Source organism: Paenibacillus sp. P3E (assembly GCF_001909045.1).
In the GTDB taxonomy this organism is placed as follows: Bacteria; Bacillota; Bacilli; order Paenibacillales; family Paenibacillaceae; genus Paenibacillus_AQ; species Paenibacillus_AQ helianthi.
The window spans coordinates 22,581-45,303 of sequence record NZ_LVWH01000186.1 but is presented as its reverse complement, the minus strand read 5'-3'; the positions used below and the strand labels follow the sequence as shown (position 1 = coordinate 45,303).

Below are 22,723 nucleotides of genomic sequence, written 5' to 3'. Positions count from 1 at the left end.
GAATATACATAATCCATTTGATCATAGCAGATGTTACACTAGGAAATGGAATAAAATTCTACCTTTGAAAGGATTGATTTACATGGGGATGTCCAACATATTATTTTAGAAACAAGTAGACTCTTAATGAGACGTTACAAAGAAGAGGACGCAGAATCCATATTTCAAGTAGTTAGCCAACATGAAATTGCTGAGACTACGATTAAGCTTCCACACCCTTATCCAAGACAGACTGTTGATTGGTGGATAAACTTTGTAAATGAGAATTTCGATAATGGTTTGGCATACGAGTTCGGTTTATTCAAAAAGAATACAAACGATTATATTGGAAATTGTGGATTAGTCAGTGTCTCAAAAGAACATAACAACGGTGAATTAGGTTTTTTTATTCAACCTGATTATTGGAATACGGGCTTTGCCACAGAAGCTTGCCAAGCTTTGATTGAGTTCGGTTTCAATGGATTAGGTCTTGAAAGAATACATGGAAGATGCATGGCCAAAAACATTGGTTCTAAGAGAGTAATGGAAAAGTCGGGCTTGATGGTTGAAGGGTTAGCCAAACATGAAGTTTTAAAATGGGGTATATACGAAGACATTTGGCACTTAGGTTTAGTTCGCTCTGAGTGGTTAAATCGTAAAACATAAATAAAGAAACGGAGGGGCGAAAGCCCCTCTTTTACTATTTTCGCAGCGATTCTATTTACCGCCTATAGTTAGGATAACCGTGCCATACGGAGCCAATTCCATGGTGTGTTCTCCATACTCCGTATGGATCGTAGTCCTTTGCAGCTGGCCGCTATTGTTCATCACAACGAGCTTCTTACTCTCCGGATAATAAGCACACTCTGTATACAAGTTGTCCGTAATGTACTTCGTCTCATGCAGCTCTTTGCCCGCATAGCGAAGCAGATTCAGCAGCAATCGTGTATTTTCCCAGCTGAATACAAAAGAAGGAAGGTAGATTCCCTTACCGTTACCGAAGGCATGAGTGGACAGGGTTATCTTTCCGCTTGCTTCATCCATCACTGTGGCAGACCCGTCGGTAAGATAAATGTTAGGCTTAGGTGTTAGGCTGGCCCCTTCAGGCACCAATCCCTGCTCCGCCTTCACCTCATAGGTCCATCGGCCATGTGCTACTCTTGAGCCTGTATCTTCATCCAGACCGAGAACATGTGCCATTCTGAAAAAGCTGTCGTACCCGTTGACCGCCGAAGGCTGGTTAATACCAATAAAGGTACCGCCCTCATACACCCACTGGGTCAGGACGTCCACGCACTTGCTGTCTTTCCAGCAGTCCCCGCCGCTCCAGGCTGAACCGGCAGAGCCCGCATTGATCACTACATCACAATTTTGCAGCTTCCCCTGGCGGATATCCTCAAAATCTATGAACTGCACATCTACCGGCAATCCGGATAACGCTTCATTGATATGAATCAGATCATGCATGAACGTTTCATGAAAATGGCCGGACAGCGTCCACGATCTCAACTTGCCCCAAGCATGCAGAATGGCTACCTTCGTCTTGATCTGATACGGCTTGCCCTGTTGATGCAGCTCTTGAATCTCCCGGAATTCACCCGCAATCTTCTCGATATAATCACAGAAATCCGGGTATGGCTCTACCAGATGCAGGTATCCGCCTAGTCCGATCCGGTCGACCGGCTCGCGCAGGAGGGCCCGCCGGATATGAATCCAGTATTTCTTGGCATCCAGCGTAGGGTCCCCGCCCTCCATAAAGGTAGGTGCTCCGCCTAAACCAACCGGGAACAGATACGGATGCAGCCGGATCTCATGCGTATCCACTTTTACCCCGGCACACAGCCTTGCCTCATAGCCTGAGAACACGCATTTAATCATCCCGTCCAAGCCAAACTCCTGAAAACGGTCGTTGTATGGCTCCATGCCCACCCAGCTGTCATCATAAAAGACATACGCCAGCTTGCCGTGCTTATGCACAAGGTCAATCAATTGCTTGCCAAATCCGATGACAAAATCATTGATAAAAGCCATATAATCGAGCTTGCGCTGCTCAGCCGGGGTATGACTGACGCGGTATTTCCCGCCATTCACAAAATCCTCGGCCGACAGCGAATAGCCGTATCTCTCAGCAAACAGATCAAGTGCTCTTGCACTTACTGTGAAGTCATATGAACCCCAGTCCGAGAACAGATGGCGGTTGCGCTCACTGCTGCCCCAGATCCAGGCGAAATTATAAAAAAGCGAAGTGAACCGGACAACCGTTGTTTCCTTATGCTGCAGACACCAGTCTTCCATCCAGTCCAGCAGATACTTTTGCGTGTCTGCATACATGGGGTCAATCTGCATCAAATGCTCTTTATCCCAATGATTCGTGGTGTGATTGTACATGGAAATCTCTTCCCAGATCCGGTAGGCCATGAAGCTGACCGTGTATTTATGCCAAGGCGCAATTCCGGTAAGGACCACATTCCCCGCTTCCCGTTCATAATTCCACTGTTCTCTGGGAACCTCCTCCCCTGTCGTCCGGTCAACAACCTGCCAATACTTAAACGCCTCTTTGGAATCATTCACTCTGAATTGTTCAGCAAAAAAATCCTCCATCAGATAGATGGATACATACCCCTGCACCGCTACCTTCGGATTCGTAATGAGAAAGCACTGCTGCAGCTTATCCGGATTGCGCGAAGCCCACTCGTTATGATCCCTAATGATACAGAGGGTAGAATAGATGCCGTATCCTGCGTGGATAATCTCATCGGACAACTTCGTGCCGTCACTGTCACGGATGACATCGGCACCCCACCGTTCAGCGAGTTCCAGGGTCAGCGCCTCATAACCGGATTCTCCCGGCAGCGTAAAGGCTCCCGCTCTATGTTTGGACAACGTGTTCCCTCCTATTGAAGCATATCGGACAGAAAAGCGAGTGCTAAGCCTTGTCCCCAGCCCTGAATCCAGTCTTTGGGAATATTGCGGTACCCTTCCCGGTCCTTCATCACTGCAGTTCCGCCCGATACCCCCAGTACCCGTCCATCTTCGCTGATATGGTCCAGAATGCCTTTCAGGGCCTTTTGCACATATTTGGTATGCAGCGGATTGCCGTTACCCACCATCGCCGCCGCAATCCCGCAGGATGCAGATACTTCTTCATAGGATTCCACGTCATCCAGCACCGTCCGCCACAAGCCGTTCTCCGTCTGTACCAGCTTCAGCGCGGCCAGCTGATCACGCAGCGAACATTCCACGTCCATACACTGCGGATACAGATACCAGTCATTGAGCAAAGGTTTGACCTGAGACATGGTATAGGCACCCCAGGCATTCGCTCTCCCCCAATACAATCCGGACATGTGATCCTGCTTCACATTATTGTAGCCATGGAACCAGAACCCGGTGCTGGGGTCTTGCAGGTATTTGATGTGCCAGTAATATTGATTCAGGGCATCCTGGATCATCGCCTGGTCCTTCAGTTTGCTTCCCACCCGCAGCAGGAAAAAGGCCGCCATAAACAGCGTATCCGCCCAAGCCTGCTCCGGAAAATCATTCGATACGGATACCGTATGCTGCAGCACATTGTCCCCGAATCTTAGCGCTCTATGCTGAAGATAATCCGCCTTGCTCATCACAATATCCCAATATTTCTGGTTGCCTGTCTCTTCATACAAGGTGATCAGCATATGGCCCATGGCACAGGTGTTCACCGTCCAGTCCGGCAGGCCAAGCTCGATATATTCATCCACCCACTGGATCAGCATGTTCAGATAATCCTTATTGCCTGTGGTCTGATAAGCTCTGGACACCCCGTAATACGCCACCCCGCAAGGCCATTCCCACGTTAAATCCATAGCCAAGGTTTTTCGGGTCACTTTGTCGATAATGCGTAGAATTTCTTCCTTGTCATACGTTAATTTATCCATCTTAATCCCCTCTCTTGTCGAACACTTCATATCCGTCCATATGCGTGCAAGCGCTTTACAGACTCTATTGTAAGCAGTAAAATAGTCTACATCTAAGCATATTCGCAGTAAAAGTGTGCAGTTTCGACCATTTATTGTTAGGGAGAAGGAGCAATTACATATGCCCAGAAAAAAGAAACCCGTCATCGAGTACCGCCACTACAGCCTGCCGATCCATTTTCCTATCCTGCTGCTGAGCGGAGACCGCTGGAGGATTTCCGATATCAAATCTGAGCATTTGCATTTCCATAACCATTTGGAGATTGGTATTTGTTATTCAGACAGCGGCATCATGGAGATCAAAGGAGAGGCCGTCCCCTTTAAAGCCGGTGATGTGACCTTTCTCCCCCGGTATCTTCCCCATACGACGTACAGTTCACCGGGTGAAGCCAGTCTGTGGTCTTATCTTTTTTTCTCCCCGGAGGATCTGTTCCAGCATTCCTTCAAAAGTGCCTACAGCAGCTTCGAACCGAATCTGTGGCGGGTGCAGGGGAAGAACTGTATTTTGAACAAGGCGCAGTATCCCAAGGTCTATTCCCTGGCCACATCCGTCGTCGAGGAATTGAAGCAGCAGAACCCCTACTATCAGGAAAGTGCCTACGGCTTGTTGTTATCACTGTATATCGAACTCCTTAGAATCCATTCCACGAATGAAACGCTGGCGGAACAAGACACCGAGCATAGCCTGAAGGGTGATTTTATCATTTCCCCGGCTCTGGAATATATCACCACAAACTACATGACCCCTATGACCATCGATTTCCTGGCAGATCTGTGCCACCTGAGCACCACGCATTTCCGCAGAAAATTCCATGAGATCATGGGCACCGCCCCTCTCGATTTCCTGAGCAGTACCCGGATTGAAGAGGCCTGTAAGCAGCTTAAGAGTACGGAAAATTCTATTCTCTCCATCTCCGAACAAGTGGGATTTCACTCCATTTCCAGCTTCAACCGCTCTTTCTCCAGGCTAATGGGGGTGTCACCCAAGGAATGGCGTAAAGGTGCACAGTCCGAGGTACAGTCCGCGAAGGCGTCTATTCTGGAGTATACAGGGTGGGTGTAATCCGGCTCACGGTTTGTGAAGTACTCCAGGCTCCTGCTTCGGCAGAGTGATAAAGATGACAAATCCAATGATAAATAACGGGATCACCGATAGAATACTAAGGCTGGCATTGCCCGTTAAGGTAGTTGTCAAAGACATGAGCGCAGGACCGATGATCGCCGCGAATTTGCCAAAGATATTGTAAAAGCCAAAGAATTCATTGGATTTTTCCTTAGGGATAATCTTCGCATAATAGGACCGGCTGAGCGCCTGAATGCCGCCCTGGGCTGAACCAATCAACGCCCCAAGAATAAAAATATGCCAGACGGAAGTGATAAAGAAAGCCGCGATACAGGCAATGATATAGGTGAATATCCCCACAATAATCATCGTCCGGGCGGAGTAGGTTTTGGCCAGGTTGCCATAGAGGATAGCACAGGGAAAAGCAATAATCTGGATCACCAGCAGAATGCCAAGCAAGGAAAACGTGTCTAAGGCATCAGCGCCCAGAACGGACGTCGCATAAGGCACTACCATTTTAATAATCGTATCTACCCCGTCAATATAGAAAAAGTAAGCAAGCAAGAAAACAAAGACCATTTTGTGCTGTCTGATATTCCTGAAGGTGCTAGCCAGTCTTCTGAAGCTGCGGATCACCGGTCTGGGCTCAGGCTCAATATAGTGTCTTTGCTTCACATCCCTGATCATGGGTATGGTCAACAGCCCCCACCAAAGGGCCGTAATAATGAATCCAATCTGATAACCGGTGGCCTTATCCATCCCCAGAGCAAGAATCAAGAGCAGGCTGATCCCAAAAGGAATAACGCTGGAAATATAGCCAAAAGCAAACCCCCGGGTCGATACCTTATCCATCCGCTCATCCTTCGTAACATCCACCAGAAAAGAGTCATAGAAAATGTTAGCTCCGGCAAAACCGATGGCTGACAGGATATAGAATACAATTAATAGCTGCCACTGTCCGCTAGCAGGTGCGACGAAGGCCAACGAAGCGGTAGCCAACACCCCGATCATAGTAAAAAACACGAAGAAACGCTTCTTCGTGTCCTTGTAATCAGCGATCGTCCCTAATACCGGGCTGAGGATCGCCACCAGAATACTTGCGATGGAATTAAAATACCCCAGATCCATGCTGCTGCTCACATTCCTAAACATACCAAATACTATGGGCAAAAGCGCCGTGGTCACCGCCATCGAATACGCCGAATTGCCGCAGTCATACAGAATCCATGATTTCTCTTCTTTGCTAAGCTTCATCCAACATCCACCTCTTATCACTAGTTAATTACTGTTATATCATGTGATCATATGAGGCATGTTAAGCGGATGTAAAATCACCTATTCTAACTACAACGTCTCCGTACTGAGCGTAAATCCTTCGATCACGACATCCTCGTCCACCTCGATCATGATGCAGCGTTTCCCTTGATAGTTCACCTGCTTCACATATCTCAGGTCCTGCGGGCTGATGGAAATGGTAGCTACCTTAGTTTCGATCTTGATCGACTTGGTCGTGAATTTCGGGATCACACTGCTCGCCTTCATTTCATAGTTCTTATCGTCGATGATGGTTTCGAATGCCCGCTCCACCTTTTCCGCCGTCACGTTCTCAACACCGCTTCCCGCCAGGACACGTTCCACGTCTTTGTAATCCAGCTTAGGTGGCTCTTCTTCCCCTGCGCCATCTTCAATGACCTGCTGAATCTGCTCATATACCTGGGCAAGGGTGGTCGTATCGAGCAGTTCACCCGCCACTTCCTTCACGATGTCCTCAAAGTAGGACCGTTCCTCGAGCGCCGTTACAGAGGTCTCCGCATTCAAGACCTGCTCAATAAACCGAGGGTCCGGAAAATTAGATTTTCCCGTACAATATAGAATGCGGTTCACATCCGAATAGTTGTCCGTCACACTCGGATAAAAGAAACCCTGCTCCGGCGTACTGAGCTTAACAATCGGATCGACGATAATATTGTACTTGAATTCCCGCTCCACATAATCGAACATGAGGTTCTTGCGCTGTTGCTCCGTGGAATTCACGCTGCACAGAATGAACGGATGCGCGAACATCTCGTTCTTCTCACTCTCTTCGGCTTCATCATTTCTGGCCTTGGTCGGACGATAATACTGCCCGCGCACAAAAGTGACCACCATGTCCTTTTCATACTTGGCATCTACCAGCATTTTGTCCACCAGCAGCATCATCAGGTCCTGCCATTCTTCAGGATCACCTGTCACCAGGCCTTGGTGAAGCATGACCCGCGCCGGATCCTCTGCGTCCTCCTGAAACTTCAACTCGAACAGCTTATGGTCCAGATCGCCGGTCAGCAATTTTTTGAAATTGCCCATATAGAGCTCCTGCTTCTCTCTGTCCACAAGGCCAAACGGCAGGCGCTCCCAATGATAAATCTCGTTCGTCTCCTTCATAATATACACGTTAAGAATATCATGGAGGTTCAGCAAATCATGATCCAGCTTAAACTGCTTGCGTATGTGTGCGACTTCTTTTTTATTCATAATGGGTTAGGCAGCTCCTTAGATGTGTTCTGACTTTTACTAGTATAAAGGATCGGAGCGGAATTTTCCTATGTTAACTTGGACTTTGAAAAGCTGCCGGGCCGCGTACTTGCCTCATACTGTCTGCCAGCTCTTGATATGTATAGATATAGTGGGATTAACAGAGGTATGTTCCCCTCCGGAAACAAAAGCAAAAAAGCGGGTTCAGACTGGGTCTGAATCCGCTTTTTCGCTGTTTATTCCGAATTTAATTCGTAAGATCCGACTTCTGTAGCAGCCGTTGAATCAGGACTGCCACTTCTGCACGGGTGACATTGGATTTGGCCTCCAGTTTGTTACCGCTGCGGCCGCTGATCAAGCCTGCTTTGACGGCCAGTGCGAGACTGTCCTTAGCCCAGTCTCCTACACTTCCTGCATCTATGAAGCTGGCAAGCACGCTCGCAGCATCTGCAGCCCCGGTCCGGTCAGCAAGTCCGGTCGGCTTCATCGCTTTGGCAATAATATTCATCGCCTGCTCACGGGTGATTTTGGCATCTGGACGGAATGTTCCGTCTTCGAAGCCGGTAATCAGACCGAACTCAGAAGCTGTTTCTACCGCTCCTGCATACCAGGCATCCGCAGGTACATCCGCAAATGCTGTTTTTCCTTCCCCAAGCTTCAGCCCCAGACCGCGTACGATAATTGCCGCGAACTCCGCCCGGGTAATATCAGAATTCGGATTAAATGTTGTTTCGTTCACTCCGTTAACTATCATACGTGAGCCCATATCATTCACCGCATCCTTAGCCCAATGGTTCTCCACATCAGCAAAGGTCATTGGATGCCAGACCACCGAATAGGAGCTGTTCGTCAGGCTGTTAATCTCTGCATAATACTTTCCGTCCTTCAGGATGATTTTGGTCGGTACATGCCGCACTGTTCCATCAGGGTCTACAACAATCCCTGTTGTGATCCGTTTCGGGTCAATGCCGGCCGGAAGTGCTACTGTCCGCTCAACATACGCGTTAAACCGGCTGATCTCCACTGTCGAATTGCCGTAAGTTCCAGTAATAGTGAAATCCAATGAAGGAGCAATGAGGGTAAAACCATCTCTGCTTGCTGCCCCTGTTATCACCTGACTCATGGTCGTCGAAGTCTCACCAATGGTAATCTTCAGCTTGATATCTTCCAGCTTCACACCGGTACCGAATTGCTGAGCCATCGCCCCGATGTTGATTTCCTTGGCCGGCAAGATGTAGGAAGCATTATTCGTCTGAAGCACTAGTGTTGACGATACATTCTCCATGTTTTTAATCATCTGACCATTCAGTTCGCCGACGAAAATGTTGGAATCCTGTGATACCGGAATTGTAACCACTGCCCCTTTGCCTTCCGTATCCAGCTTCGCTTGGAGTTTGGATGGATCAACAGCGATAGTAGTTGTTTTTACGGTACCGGTAGTTGTGGTCGTCGCTGTGCCTGCATTCTCTTGCTTGCCGTTAACAAGGACTATTACTTCGGTAATCCCCCCAGTGCCACTGGGCGTGCCGCCGGTATTGCTATTCGTGTTGCCTGGATCTGTGCTAGGAGCCGCCGTTTCAGCAACTACAACTGCTATCACGCTTCCATACTTCACTACCTTGCCGCCCGCATCAACTTCAGCAATCCCCATTCTTTCACCATTCGCCGCAGGAACCAATCCATCACTTCCCACAAGCGTGTAGCCTGCAAGGATGTCTCCTACATTCGGCACTACGGCACTGCCGGTGCCAAAGTTCTTATAGTATAAATTATGCCCAGCTGCAGGTGCAGGTGTGACTGTGATTTGGGTTTTACCGTTATTGCCCGTGCCGCTTGGATCGCTGGCGCTCAAGTTGAGACCGCCAGCTGGAGCAGGCACACTATCCGTAAAGGTCAGTGTAGTAGACGGTGCCGGTAAAGAGCCACTGGCAGCCACCCTTACTTTAACGATATGATTGCCGCTTAAATCCGGCAGGTTAGTACCGTCATACCGTACATAAGATTTATCATCTACTGCAAACTCCATGCTCGTATCGAGACCGACAATCGTATTGTTCTGATCGTCAGCTGTGACTTCAGGTGCGGCTGGAATGACTGCATTGGAGTTATGCACGGTAACTTGAAGAGCAATGGAAGCAAAGGATGCTGGCGTCGCCTTTACCCGGATGTAGTAGGTATCAGGGGCAAGGCCGGTTATCGCGGTATCCTCCACAGTTGTCCAAGAGCCTGCGCTGCCTTTCTTGTACTCCATCTGGAGTGTCACATTCTGAATGGAACCGTTGTTAGCCCCGCCATACGTGATATCTGTGACGGTCACTCCAACCGGAGCTGCAGAACGCGACGGAACATTCAGCGTCTGCGCTGTGCTGTCTGTAGTCGTCGAGCCGTTACCCTTCTTCACGATGCTCAGCGGTGTTCCCAGCCAGCTGCTGTCGATTGCCAGCTTGCCGTTGGCGTCTGCCGTGACTGCATTACCGTTCACGGTGTAGGAGCCGTTTGCCGTCAGGCCGGTCAGCTGCTCGGCGGTGTAGTCGATCACTGCCGCCGGGGTTGTTTCCGGCGTGGCCATGAACGCGCCGACCGTCACTTGTACGGGAGCTGAAGCGAATGTTGTTGGCGTCGATTTTGTCCGGACGTAGTACATGTCCGGTGAAAGTTCGGTTACGCTTGTACCCGTTACGTCTGACCAAGTCCCTGCGGAGCCTTTCTTGTACTCCATTGCAGTGCTCACATTCGTGAGCGAGCCGTCGTTCGCATTCACTGCTGTTTCATTCGTCTTGCCGACACTGCTTGGAGCCGCAGAACGGGACGGAACATTCAGCGTCTGCGCCGTGCTGTCTGTAGTCGTCGAGCCGTTACCCTTCTTCACGATGCTCAGTGGCGTTCCCAGCCAGCTGCTGTCAATCGCCAGCTTGCCGCTGGCGTCTGCCGTGACTACATTACCGTTCACGGTGTAGGAACCGTTTGCCGTTAGGCCGGTTAACTGTTCGGCGGTGTAGTCGATCACTGCCGCCGGGGTTGTTTCCGGTGTGGCCGTGAACGCGCCGACCGTCACTTGTACGGGAGCTGACGCAAATGCCGACGACGTTGCTTTCGTCCGGACGTAGTACATGTCCGGTGCAAGTCCGGTTACGCTTGTACCCGTTACATCTGACCAAGCCCCTACAGAGCCTTTCTTGTATTCCATTTCAGTGCTCACATTCGTGAGCGAGCCGTCGTTTGTGTTCACCGCTGTTTCATTCGTCTTGCCGACACTGCTTGGTGCCGCCGGACGGGACGGAACATTCAGCGTCTGCGCTGTGCTGTCTGTAGTTGTCGTGCCGTTGCCCTTCTTCACGATGCTCAGCGGTGTTCCCAGCCAGCTGCTGTCAATCGCCAGCTTGCCGCTGGCGTCTGCCGTGACTGCATTACCGTTCACGGTGTAGGAGCCGTTTGCCGTCAGCCCAGTCAGCTGCTCGGCGGTGTAGTCGATCACTGCCGCCGGGGTCGTTTCCGGTGTGGCCGTGAACATGTCAACCGTTACTTGTACGGGAGCTGACGCAAATGCTGACGACGTCGCTTTCGTCCGGACGTAGTACATGTCCGGTGCAAGTCCGGGTACGCTCGTACCCGTTACGTCTGACCAAGCCCCTGCGGAGCCTTTCTTGTACTCCATTGCAGTGCTCACATTCGTGAGTGAGCCGTCGTTCGCATTCACTGCTGTTTCATTCGTCTTGCCGACACTGCTCGGTGCCGCCGGACGGGACGGAACATTCAGCGTCTGCGCCGTGCTGTCTGTAGTCGTGGAGCCATTACCCTTCTTCACGATGCTCAGCGGTGTTCCCAGCCAACTGCTGTCCATCGCCAGCTTGCCGCTGGCGTCTGCCGTGACTGCATTACCGTTCACGGTATAGGAGCCGCTTGCCGTCAGGCCGGTTAACTGTTCGGCGGTGTAGTCGATCACTGCCGCCGGGGTTGTTTCCGGTGTGGCCGTGAACGCGCCGACCGTCACTTGTACGGGAGCTGACGCAAATGCCGACGACGTTGCTTTCGTCCGGACGTAGTACATGTCCGGTGCAAGTCCGGTTACGCTTGTACCCGTTACATCTGACCAAGCCCCTACGGAGCCTTTCTTGTACTCCATTGCAGTGGTCACATTCGTGAGCGAGCCGTCGTTCGCATTCACGGCTGTTTCATTCGTCTTGCCGACACTGCTTGGTGCCGCCGGACGCGACGGAACATTCAGCGTCTGCGCTGTGCTGTCTGTAGTTGTCGTGCCGTTGCCCTTCTTCACGATGCTCAGCGGTGTTCCCAGCCAACTGCTGTCCATCGCCAGCTTGCCGCTGGCGTCTGCCGTGACTACATTACCGTTCACGGTGTAGGAACCGTTTGCCGTTAGGCCGGTTAACTGCTCGGCGGTGTAGTCGATCACTGCCGCCGGGGTCGTTTCCGCTATCCCCCCACTTCCGAGCACAATTTTTGTATTCCCGTTACCAACAATATAGAATTTATTATTTTGATAGAGAACCTGGCTTAATCCGCTTCCGCTTACTCCCAGGGCTTGCTCATCATACTTGGTCCATGTCTGTAGATCATTGGAAGAGTATGCAACATGATGTTGATTTCCCTGAACGTCATAGACCGAACCAACAGCAACATACATTCCATTGCCATAATCTATGGAGTACAGTTCAGTCCAATTTGAGCTTCCGTCAATAACATGGTCTGTCCAGACCGAGGCACCGCTTAATGCTCCTGTGGTCTCCAGAACATGAGGAAATCCATCATTGCCATTCGTAACCACAACCATGTATTTTCCATTTGCATAAGTTACATCATAGATGGAATAATATTCGCTGGATTGCTGATAGTCATTAACTAACGAATCAAGAGAACTCCAACTCGTACCATTCACGGAGCTCCATACGCCTCCAGTACCAAAGGCTACATATACCCCGTTCACATACTTCACGTTATAAAATGTTGCCCCGCTATAGGTTGCGCCTACAGTCCATGAGGTTCCATCAGCGGATGTGAGGATTTTATCACCTTTAGTTACGGCAACAAAGCCGCTGGCGCCATAGGCCAACCCGGTCACAGGCCCTGCAGCTCCGGCTGGAAGATCGGAGATCGTCCAGGTTTGTGCATCTGCCGAGACCCCTACTCTCTTCCCTGCCGCAACGAAAAGATTGTTCCCATATGCAATTTTTGAAAGACCCTGTGCAGGCAGCAGAGTATCGGCTGTACTCAGCTGATCCCATCCGCCTGAAGAGGACAAGATGAATCCATCCGGAAGCTCCGCACTATCATTAGGACTTATGCTTCCGGCAACCCCCCATGCGCTTCCGTTATACGCAATCCCCTGTAAATTACCACTGAGTCTTTTCCAAGTTACTCTATCGGGAGTAACGACAAGACTTGGGGATGACGTAGTGATCAGTACCATTCCTGTACCGTTCGAGGCAGCCGAACGTATCGTATGGTTCGTTACGGAATTCGCTGCTGTCCACGCCGCTCCGCCGTTTACCGAACTATACATCTCTCCTGCCCGGCCAAAACGATACAGCTGTGACCCTACCTGCACAACACCAAGCGTTCTATTGTAGGATGAATCTGCGGTAAACGTCATTCCATCACTGCTGGCGAAACCTTCATTCCAGCTATGTGATACATAGAGCTTACTGTTGTACACAGATAATGAATCCAATCCGTATGAATTACTCAAGCCACTCAAGAATTTAGTTGTCCAGCTTGCCCCATTAGTCGAGTATGCATATCCGGCAAATACATTTCCGGTGACAACATATTTTCCATTAAAGTAGGAGATGTCTGTCAAATAAAATGGGGTGCTGGTGGTTGATCCACTAGGCCAGAAACAAGCCGTTGTACTCCATTGGCTCCAGTTCTGCCCATCTGCAGAAGAATAGACCACTCCCAAGTCCTCCGCCCGGACAAAGGCACTATTGCTGGTACTCCATCTTCCGCCAACAGCATAAAATGCCCCGTTGAGGTAGCGCACACTTTGTAAGACATCAGCAGTTACAGCTGTGGACTTGTCCGTCCATGTTGCGCCTCCGTCCGTGGAAACCATCAACTTGGCTTTTGTAGTGGAGTTTGTATAATCTACACCTGTCACCACATAAGTACTTGAAGTGAAGGCAATGCTCCGCCATGAAATTTTGGCATTAGAGAACGGGACAGTGATTAGGGTCCAATTCATCCCATCTGCCGATTGAATAACTTTCCCGCCTTCACCTACTGCCGTATACTTCCCATTAGCATAGATAACGCTGTTTAAATTTCCGTCCAGATTCCCTGCTACCGCCGATTCAACGGTCAGGTTGCCCCCCGAAGCCTGCGCCCGGACCATATTCAAATTCGGAAATACCAGTAAGAGTGCGAGAATTAAAACTAAGGATCTCTTCCATAACAACTGTTTCTTCATGCTGTTCCTCCTCTTCTCGATTTGATGTGCTGCATAGCAGTTTACTCTGTAGCTATTCCTCAGGTTTATCTTTAAAAAGATTCTTCCTGTGTGAGCGATTTAATTGACAAAGATAAAGTTCGACAAATAATAACAAATCCCTTTAAAATGCGGTACTATATTCAAAAAAATCTTTTGCTAATATTGAAATTTTCGACTAATTAACCTCTTTACTTTTTAATCTCATTAACCCTATAGTCTCATCCGTTACGTATGGTAAAAACAAAAAGAAGGGGCAATACTTCTCCCCTTCCATTCTCTCTTGCTTATATAAATAAGAACCCTACTTTTCCTTGAAGCAAATCGACAGCAACTCATTGCGTTCCGGCTCATTTTACATAGTCTTCTCTTAGAATACTGTACATTTCTATATCAATAATCCCTTTACCTGACCATAAGGTTGCTTGTCTTAACGTTCCTTCTTTGATGAAGCCATTCTTCAATAGGACCTTCTTGGAATTCTCATTTCGAGGCATGACTTCAGCCTGAATTCTGTTGACGTTGACGTCCCTGAACAAAAAATCAAGCAACAGGTTTACCGCTCCGGCAGCAATCCCTTTTCCCCAATGCGATTCCGCCAAAAAGTAGCCAATCGTCACCACGTTTACCTTTTGATTAAAATCTTGAGCTTCAATAATACCCATCAACCGGCCGGGCTCAGATTGGTAGAAGATTCCCCACTTGGCCCTTGATTTTTTATGATAGTCTCTCTCGAAATGCCCTATCATGTTCTTCACAGTATCTTTATTGTGTTTTGGGTTGATGCCGCAGTACTCGAACACGCGGTCATTGTTATAGATTTCAAAAACTTCGTCCAGATGATCATCCTCAATCTTTTTCAATACGATATCATCTGACTGCAGGATCGGAAACTGCCCAAACACGGCTTCTAAGTTCATTCCGCCACCACTCCCTGTTTTCTTGTATGTAAAATCATACAATAATCGTTTGTTATTTTCTTGATAATCTATGCGCATATGTGTCTGCGTCTGTACAAAACGCGCTTCACCCACAATCCGCTTGAAAATCACTCGGCTCGGCGGTCAGACCCTGAGCGAGCCACGGAATCCCCTAGCGCCATAGTAAGAATCCGCACCGTTATGATATACGAAGACATTGCCGTAACGGAAATCAGCAAAGATAGCACCACCAAGTTGTCTAATCTCAGAAGGTGTTTTCACCCAGCTTGATGTTTTCATATCGAAATTCCCAAGCTTCTGCAGCTCACGGTATTGTTCTTCTGTTAACAGCTCAATGCCCATGGCGGCCACCATATTCATAGCGCTGTTTTTCGGCTTATGTTCTTTCCTTGACTCCAGCGCTTTATGGTCATAACATACACTTCTGCGGCCTTTAGGGCTTTCTGGTGAGCAGTCATAAAAAATGTATTCATCCGTCTCTTCATCATACCTAACCACATCCGGTTCACCGCCGGTTATTTCCATTTCATGGAGTGACCACCATTTTTCAGGATTCGCTTCCAGCTTTGCTTGCACTTTAGCCCATTCCAACCCTGGATGGCGATTCATGTGTTTCTCAAAACGGGCTTCCAATGCTCCGAGCAGTTCTTCACGTTGTTCTGTTGACAATTCTCTTTTTTCATTGGTCATCATGAAACCCCCTCAATTTGTATAACGATTATACTGAATAGGAACCATCGTAATTATACTTCAGTTCACCCCGCCATATACTGGCTCTGGAACAGCAGATCATACGGTTCGTTTCTGTTACGCAGGTTGTCATGCGTATCGAAGGCTGCCACCCTGCCGTCCTTTAGCACCATTACCTTGTCGCAGTCCACAATAGTCGATAAACGGTGAGCAATCGAAATCATGGTTTTCCCAGAGGAGAGACTCTTCAGTTCTGTAATGATGTCACTCTCATTTTCATTATCAAGGGCGCTTGTACTTTCGTCAAAAATAATGATGTCCCTGTCCTGTAAAAAAGCCCGGGCAATCGATAAACGCTGCCTCTGGCCCCCCGATAGCTTTACACCCTTTTCTCCGATGATGGTATCGAGTTGATCCTGCAATGTTTCAATGAAGTCATAAATACGCGCTCTGCGGCAGCACCTGATCAATTCCGCATCGGTTGCGCCGGCCTTTGCCAGCAATAAGTTCTCTCGGATTGTCATATTGAAAAGAACAGGTTCCTGCACGACTATACTCACTTTGTCCGAAACACTCTCGCCGCTCACTGTATGGATATCAACACCGCCAATCTGTATAGCACCCGCTTGCGGTTTGATCTGCCCGGTCAGCAGCTTCGCGAGGGTAGACTTGCCGCTGCCGCTTTGTCCCACGATGGCCAGATGCTCGCCCTTACTCACCGAGAACGAAATCCCGTCAAGCGCAAATGAATCGTTTCCCTCATACGTAAATCTCAGATTATCAACGGTTAATCCGGTTCCGGCGATTTTCTTATAAGGCCTCTTGTCTGTTTCTACATTTAAGATCCCGATCACTTTCTCGATATTCACCGAATCACTCTTATAATTCATCATGCCATTGCTGATGTTCTCGATGAACCCGAAGAACTGCCCGTAAAAGTTGATAAATACAAGCAGCACGCCAACCTCCGAGTAGCCCTTAATAACAAATACTCCGCCAATGAAATAGATAAACAGCTGGGTAATGAAGTTTTTGGTGAAGAACGAGTAGGTAATCCCCAGATGCATATAGAGCTGGTTCAGAAACCAAATAGGCCTGATCTTCTTGTAGTGCCCGTTTAATTCAGCGAGTTGCGCGTCTTCCAGGTTGTTGGTCTTGATATCTTTCCAGTTTTGAAAATTGGCATGTAAAAAGCTTTCATATTGGATTTGCAGCTTCCAGAGCTCCTCACCGGTGCTCTTCGCTTTCCCTCCCAGAACATTAACCGTAACCAAAGAAACCGGAACAAAAATAAAGCTGAGGAGCGCAATCCGCCAGTCGTAGCACAGCAAAATAACGGCAAGCGCAATAGCGTAAACGACAGCGTAGATAAAGTCTAATATATGGGTCGTAAAAAACCTCCCGGCAACCGCGGAATCGTTCTCAATCCGGCTTTTCACGTCGCCAATGCTATAATTGCTGTACACCTCACTATCAAGACTTATATACTTCTTCAGCAATTTGTTCTTGATTCGCAGGTCGAATTTCAGGATTAACTGGTTGGAGAACCGCTTGCTGGCTGCAATTCCAATTGTCGTAAGCAGGAAAACAGCCAGATACCCTGCGATGACAGGCCAAAGCTCATTTAACTTCTGATCCACGAGGACACGATTAACCAAAAACGAATACAAGAACAAAGGGATCAGCCCGAATATTAAGCTCCACAGCTTGAACAGGCCGAGCGCAAGGAGCGGCTTGTGAATACCGTCTATATCCCGGGTTAAGGCCTTGAAGGTTTCTATTCGTGTCATACCGCTTCACCTCCTGCAAACTGTTCGCTGAATAAGTCTATATACGTTTTGTTGCTTGTAATCAGTACATCGTGGGTGTCGTAGCCTTCGACAATTCCGTCCGCTAACACCGCGATTTTATCACAGCTCTTAATCGTGGAAAAACGGTGGGCGATGATAATCAGCGTCCGTTCCTTCGACAGTTCACCAAGCATGCTCCGGATCAGCACTTCGTTCCGGCTGTCGAGGGACGAGGTCGCTTCGTCGAAGACCAGAATCTTAGGATTCTTGACCAATATTCTCGCGATAGCCAGCCGCTGCTTCTGCCCGCCGGATAATTCCTGCCCGCCCGTCCCAAGCAGCGTGTCCAATCCGTCAGGAAGGGCCTGGACAACCTCATACAGGGCTGCTTTCTTAATGGCCTCCATCAAAGCGTCATCCTTATCCTTGCAGTTTGTGAAGGAAAGATTGTAGCGCAGGGTCTGATCATAGAGGATCGTCTCCTGATGGACAATCCCCACCTGGCTCCGCAGGCTATGCAGGTTATACTCCTTAACATTCGTTCCGTCGATCAGAAGCTCGCCGCTGTCCACGTTGTACAGGTTGTAGAGCAGGTTCCCCATCGTTGTTTTACCCGCGCCGCTCCTTCCGACAATACCAATCGTGCTTCCTGCCTCAATACGGAGATTGAATCCGTTCAGAACCGGTCTGTCTCCGGTGTATCCAAAGGTGACATTGTTAAATTCAATCCTGCCCTCTTGGATGGTCTTCGGAGGCTGGTTCTCCCGGTAATCCTCTTCCTCTTCATTCAGAATATCCACGACACGCTGCAAGGAGACCGACTGCCCCCAGACATCGGCAATTTTGCTGTTGATCGAGCTGAAATAGTTCACAGCCATAGTGAAATAGCTTACGGCGGCTACAAAAACGCCAAGCTGCATTTGGCCTTTTGCAATGAAATAAGCACAGATCGTAAATATCAGCAACTGTGCGATCAGCGTGATGAACGAATTCACCCGCTCTGTCGTCACTTCGATTTTTCCGTTGTCCACGTTCATTTTATGGATCGAGGTTGTTTTTCTTAAATAGGTGCTGGTTACTTTCCGGCCTGCATTAAGGATTCGGATCTCCTGCAGGTTCTTCACGATCTCAAATAAATAAGAGGATAGCTTGCCCTGTTCGGCTGCAATATCCTTGTTGACCTTTTGCGCCCGGGTCTTGAAATATTTTGAGGCGAAGAACACCGCGGGAACCAGAACGACCGTAAAAGCCCCCAGAAATACATTGTAGTAAAACATGAAACCGACAGCGAACAGGATATGCAGAAAGTTGGAATACCCCCACAGTCCACTCCAGAAGACGAGATTCATAACATCCGTGGCGTCGTGGTTCATCCGGCTGATCATATCCCCGCTGTACATCCCGGAGAGGTCCTTCCCCTTCTTATGTAAGATCTTGTTGAACAGAGCCCGGCGGATATCAAATACAAACCCCGTCATCATCTGCGAGGAAATGAGATTATTTAACGTCGCAACCACAAACTGATTGAACAAGAGGATCCCCGCATAGATCAGGCACAGATTCATAAAGGCGCTCATGTCTTTATCATAAAAAGCTACATTAATCAGCTTCCCGCCCAGGAACGGGTACATCAGATTGACCATCGTCATTAATGTGGTGATCACAAACCCAAATAAGAATACCCATTTATGCATCCGTATAAATTTGGTGACCCATTGCCTTGTAGTCATCAACTCCCGCAACCCCCTTCCATATATTCACAAAAGGAATTGTAGCACAAACGTTCGCTTGGGAGAGTGATGATTTTATGACTTCTTGTTACATATTTATGGCGCAAAAAAAAAGACACGAATGGGTTCGTGTCTCTTGTCTGCGATAATTACAACTGCTTACCCCAATACTGCCGGGCAATCTGTTGTCCTTGCCTAATCTTCGCCCACTGCTCATCTTCCGTTAATTCATTACCGCCATCGCAGGAGGCAAACCCGCATTGATGAGACAGTAATAACCGGTCCTTATCAATAATTTTCGAAGCTTCATCCAGCATTTGAACTACACGCGCTTCATCGTCAAGCGTACTGGTCTTGGAAGACAATAGTCCAAGTACAATCTCCGTCTCCGGCTTATCCTTGAACACTGCAAGCGCCTCAAGGGAGCCTGCACGGTCATCATCCCACTCCAGGAAAAAGCGGTCGTACTTCAGCTGCTTCAGGAACAGATTCGCAATCTTGGCATAGGAGCCGCCGCCCATATTACGGGAATCATAGTTGCCCCGGCAGTTATGCGTCCACATTAGGAGGCCTAAGCTATGGCCGTAATCAATGACGGTATTGTTAATATCAATAAATGCTGCAGCCAGCGCCTGTACTTCAGCTTGATTGATATTCTCGCCGGTATATGGAGAGTTCGGGTTATCATCGGCAAATAGCTCCCACAAGCAATCGTCGAATTGCAGAATACGTCCCCCGGCAGCAGCGAATTCCCCTACAAAATCCTTATAAGCCTTAACCAGACCGTCTTTCAGCTCATGTCTGTCCTTATACACAGCTTCTGTGCCGCCAATGTTATCCGACCAGGATAATTCACCATAAATATGGGACGGCGAAGGCACGCATAGCTTGGTCTCCCGGTCGCCGGCAAGAGCCTGAAGCTTCTTATAGGCTTGAATGAAATGATGGTTCTTTCCACCCAATTCACCTGTAATGCGCAGACCAATATCTTTTCTCGTCTCATATTTGGAAGTTCCATCTGTATCTCTGAAGAAATATCCATGATCCGCAATGTAGCGCTCAATCCCCTGGAAGCCCCAGACAAAGTCCAGATGCCACATCGATTTGGAATATTCGCCATCCGTAAGTATGGTCAGGCCATTCTCACTTTCTTGTTCAACTACAGCCTGAATCGCCTCAGCCTCACACTGCTCATACCCCTGGAAGTCCTGGTAAAAAGGATACCGGATATCATCCCGGTGTTCGATCTGCCCTTTATATTCTAATAAATCCGCCGGACGCAGCAGACTGCCTACGATCTGAAATCTATTGCACATGAATACTCCTCCTCCATCGAATACATCTCTTGCTCTAATGCATTGATTCTAGCATGGAGGGTTATCCACTAAGTAACACTTAAAAGTGATATCTGGTTATAGGGAAAAGGTATAGGGGGGCAGATTTCTTTCCGGAACTCTGACGAAGATTAATTCTCTCTAACTGTACAAAAAAATAGACCGCCAGGAAGCGATCTACTTATTACTGCTGATAAGTGAGCTAAACCGCTCTAGGAGGTCTCCACCGCCTGTTACAGAGATTGAACCGATTTTGTCGCATATTTTCTCGAGGAATTCCAGCTCCTTCAGACGGAACAGGGTCTGATTCTCGTCCATCAGCTTCGCTGTATTCAGCAGGCTGCGCGTCGAAGCCGTTTCTTCCCGGCGGGTAAGCAGGTTCGCCTGCGCTTTCTTCTCTGCGAGCAGGACCGTGTTTAGGATGTCTTTCATTTCCCCCGGTAAAATTACATCCTTCACCCCCGCCCCGAGGAAACGTACCCCGAGCTCTTCTTCCTTCTCCTGGATACGGGATAGAATGAATGTTGCAACATCCTCTTTCCGTTTCAGAAGATCGTCCAATTTCAGCGTCCCGACATATTCCCGGAGCAGGAGCTGAAGCTGGATGTGTATCTGCTCGTCAAAAGCTTTCATCTCCAGAACGCGGTGCGGATTGACGATTTTGTATTGGCATACGAAGTTCAGACGCAGCGAGACCTTATCTTCAGTCATCATTTCCTGGCCAACCAGATCCATCTGCTGCTGTCTTAGATCGACCGTCTTCGTCAGCACTGAGACCGGTCCCTTCCAGAAATAATACTTACCAGGCGTAAGCTCCCGCTTGAGCGTATGATCATAGAACAGGAATCCCTGCTCGTAACTCGCGATTTCACAGCACTGCACGTACGAAGTAAGCTTCGTGATAATCGAGCGGTCGATCCCGGCAGACAGCTCCGGCTGTCTGATATCCGTATGTACGAAGGTGTGCTTTTTCAGGAGGTTCCAATAAGCATACACACCCGGCTTCAGCAACTGCATGAATTGACCATCCTCATAGTGCAAGACAATCTCATGATCCTGTACGCGTACGATATCAAGCTCCCGCAAGAGCTCTTCATCCTGTAAAAACAGCTGTAGGTCTTTGCCCTCGACGCTAAACGGTTTGGCAATATTCATTACTGCCACTGTATGCTGCGACCATGATAAGAAGCGGTAGGTTCCCGGTAGTAGCCGCTTCACATAACTCCCCTTATGAAAGAGCAGACCGCGCTGGTCCGCTTGAATCGTGATTTGCTTCAACATATTTGCACCCCTTTCATGATTGGCCAATGGATGACAGAATCCCGCTGCAGATCAGGCGGAATCACGTTTGAGACAGACGCCTGCCGGGAGGTCCGGGAGGACATTAGGGGTCCGCGGCTAACCCAACCTTCAGCCAACCTTCGTTCCCTTCTGTCCTTGCCGTAGCCTCCCCTGCTGCCCTGCTGCCGGTATCCACGGATTGCAAAGCCCTACCACAGTGCGCTATACCAGCCGCCAGAGATTCTGTCCATTGGTTTCCTTAGCTCAGAATACGCTCAAATTTGTAGCTCGATGGAATCGAGTACTCTACCAGAATCGCTCCCAAGGCGATTGGGGAATCGAACCCCAAAAGGTGACTCTTACCGAAACGAACCGTACAGGATACCGTAACATACATGCCGGCACTGCGGGATCACCTGAGATCCCCGCCTCGTTACGCCCGCCCGGATAAGAACCGAATGTATGATGAACGCGCTCGGCGTTATCTTACAGGCTCTATCATCGCTGATATCCAGCGCAACGAACATGGCGAAAGTATTACGACAGAAGAATACATTTCCAGGGGAGAGTCTTGGGATGCATAGAAAAAAGCCCAAAGGCAGGTGTGGAGGGCCTGTATTTGAGCTTTTTGAAGGATTCGGTTCGTATATTCAAAATTTTCCATTCGTGATATAATCGCAGAAGCAATGGAAGGCTTGCAAGGGCGGTCGGCTAATCTCCCGGAAGGGAGGTGACGCCAATGGAGGTTTATCAAGCATTGTCCCTGATGTTCATGTTCGGCATGTTCATTATCGCGCTGCTAAATTACCTCAAAAAGAAATAGACCGCCCTGCTCAAGGGAAGCGGTCTATTCTTTGACTGGTTTACCTATTTAAAGCCGCCGCCCTTAAAAGCGGCTATTGCTCCGAGAGTCGTGTGTCCAGCACGGCTCTCTTTGTATTCTACGTTTTTTCTGCCTTTACTATACCACAAATCATTTCATAAAGTAAGAAAATGTATGGAGTTCTCT

At 48.8% G+C, this 22,723-nt stretch carries 14 protein-coding genes; 3 read left to right on the top strand and 11 right to left on the bottom strand.

Features of this window, described 5'->3' with window-relative positions; genetic code table 11:
• Positions 1-126: 126 nt before the first annotated feature.
• The gene (locus tag A3842_RS21490) at positions 127-645 is read left to right on the top strand and encodes a GNAT family N-acetyltransferase (RefSeq protein WP_244169732.1); all 519 of its coding nucleotides are present in this window, start codon (positions 127-129) and stop codon (positions 643-645) included.
• Between the two features lie 51 nt (positions 646-696).
• On the opposite strand, the gene gnpA is transcribed toward A3842_RS21490, so the two are convergent.
• Positions 697-2,862, bottom strand: coding sequence for a 1,3-beta-galactosyl-N-acetylhexosamine phosphorylase (gene gnpA / locus A3842_RS21485; RefSeq protein ID WP_074102687.1), 2,166 nt, complete (start codon positions 2,860-2,862; stop codon positions 697-699).
• A gap of 11 nt (positions 2,863-2,873) precedes the next feature.
• Positions 2,874-3,893 carry a glycoside hydrolase family 88/105 protein gene (locus A3842_RS21480; RefSeq protein WP_074102686.1) on the bottom strand — a complete coding sequence of 340 codons (1,020 nt, stop codon included), beginning with the start codon at positions 3,891-3,893 and terminating at the stop codon, positions 2,874-2,876.
• Between the two features lie 160 nt (positions 3,894-4,053).
• On the opposite strand from A3842_RS21480, the gene A3842_RS21475 reads away from it, so the two are divergent.
• Positions 4,054-4,995: an AraC family transcriptional regulator gene (locus tag A3842_RS21475; RefSeq protein ID WP_074102685.1), complete on the top strand. Its 942-nt coding sequence runs from the start codon at positions 4,054-4,056 to the stop codon at positions 4,993-4,995.
• A gap of 6 nt (positions 4,996-5,001) precedes the next feature.
• Here the strand turns inward: A3842_RS21475 and A3842_RS21470 are convergent, their stop codons facing one another.
• The 9 genes from A3842_RS21470 to A3842_RS21430 form a co-directional block, all read right to left on the bottom strand.
• Positions 5,002-6,249, bottom strand: coding sequence for an MFS transporter (locus A3842_RS21470; RefSeq protein WP_074102684.1), 1,248 nt, complete (start codon positions 6,247-6,249; stop codon positions 5,002-5,004).
• A gap of 90 nt (positions 6,250-6,339) precedes the next feature.
• Positions 6,340-7,506 (bottom strand): DUF4317 domain-containing protein, encoded by a 1,167-nt coding sequence (locus A3842_RS21465; RefSeq protein ID WP_074084316.1) that lies wholly within the window; start codon positions 7,504-7,506, stop codon positions 6,340-6,342.
• Positions 7,507-7,753: 247 nt separating this feature from the next.
• The gene (locus A3842_RS21460) at positions 7,754-13,930 is read right to left on the bottom strand and encodes an S-layer homology domain-containing protein (protein WP_074102683.1); all 6,177 of its coding nucleotides are present in this window, start codon (positions 13,928-13,930) and stop codon (positions 7,754-7,756) included.
• A 368-nt stretch (positions 13,931-14,298) separates the two neighbouring features.
• Positions 14,299-14,868: a GNAT family N-acetyltransferase gene (locus A3842_RS21455; RefSeq protein ID WP_074102682.1), complete on the bottom strand. Its 570-nt coding sequence runs from the start codon at positions 14,866-14,868 to the stop codon at positions 14,299-14,301.
• Between the two features lie 144 nt (positions 14,869-15,012).
• Positions 15,013-15,579, bottom strand: coding sequence for a DUF4256 domain-containing protein (locus A3842_RS21450; protein WP_074102681.1), 567 nt, complete (start codon positions 15,577-15,579; stop codon positions 15,013-15,015).
• A 65-nt stretch (positions 15,580-15,644) separates the two neighbouring features.
• Positions 15,645-17,369: an ABC transporter ATP-binding protein gene (locus A3842_RS21445; protein WP_074102680.1), complete on the bottom strand. Its 1,725-nt coding sequence runs from the start codon at positions 17,367-17,369 to the stop codon at positions 15,645-15,647.
• The gene (locus A3842_RS21440; protein WP_074102679.1) at positions 17,366-19,099 is read right to left on the bottom strand and encodes an ABC transporter ATP-binding protein; all 1,734 of its coding nucleotides are present in this window, start codon (positions 19,097-19,099) and stop codon (positions 17,366-17,368) included. Before A3842_RS21440 ends, A3842_RS21445 begins: the two co-directional genes overlap by 4 nt.
• Before the next feature lie 149 nt (positions 19,100-19,248).
• Positions 19,249-20,415, bottom strand: a complete 1,167-nt coding sequence (locus A3842_RS21435; protein ID WP_074102678.1) for a cobalamin-independent methionine synthase II family protein — start codon at positions 20,413-20,415, stop codon at positions 19,249-19,251.
• Between the two features lie 195 nt (positions 20,416-20,610).
• Positions 20,611-21,714 (bottom strand): slipin family protein, encoded by a 1,104-nt coding sequence (locus A3842_RS21430; protein ID WP_074102677.1) that lies wholly within the window; start codon positions 21,712-21,714, stop codon positions 20,611-20,613.
• A 739-nt stretch (positions 21,715-22,453) separates the two neighbouring features.
• Here A3842_RS21430 and A3842_RS33595 point away from each other — a divergent pair.
• Entirely contained in the window at positions 22,454-22,537 is an 84-nt protein-coding gene (locus A3842_RS33595; protein WP_219214875.1) for a putative holin-like toxin, read from the top strand.
• Positions 22,538-22,723: the final 186 nt, after the last annotated feature.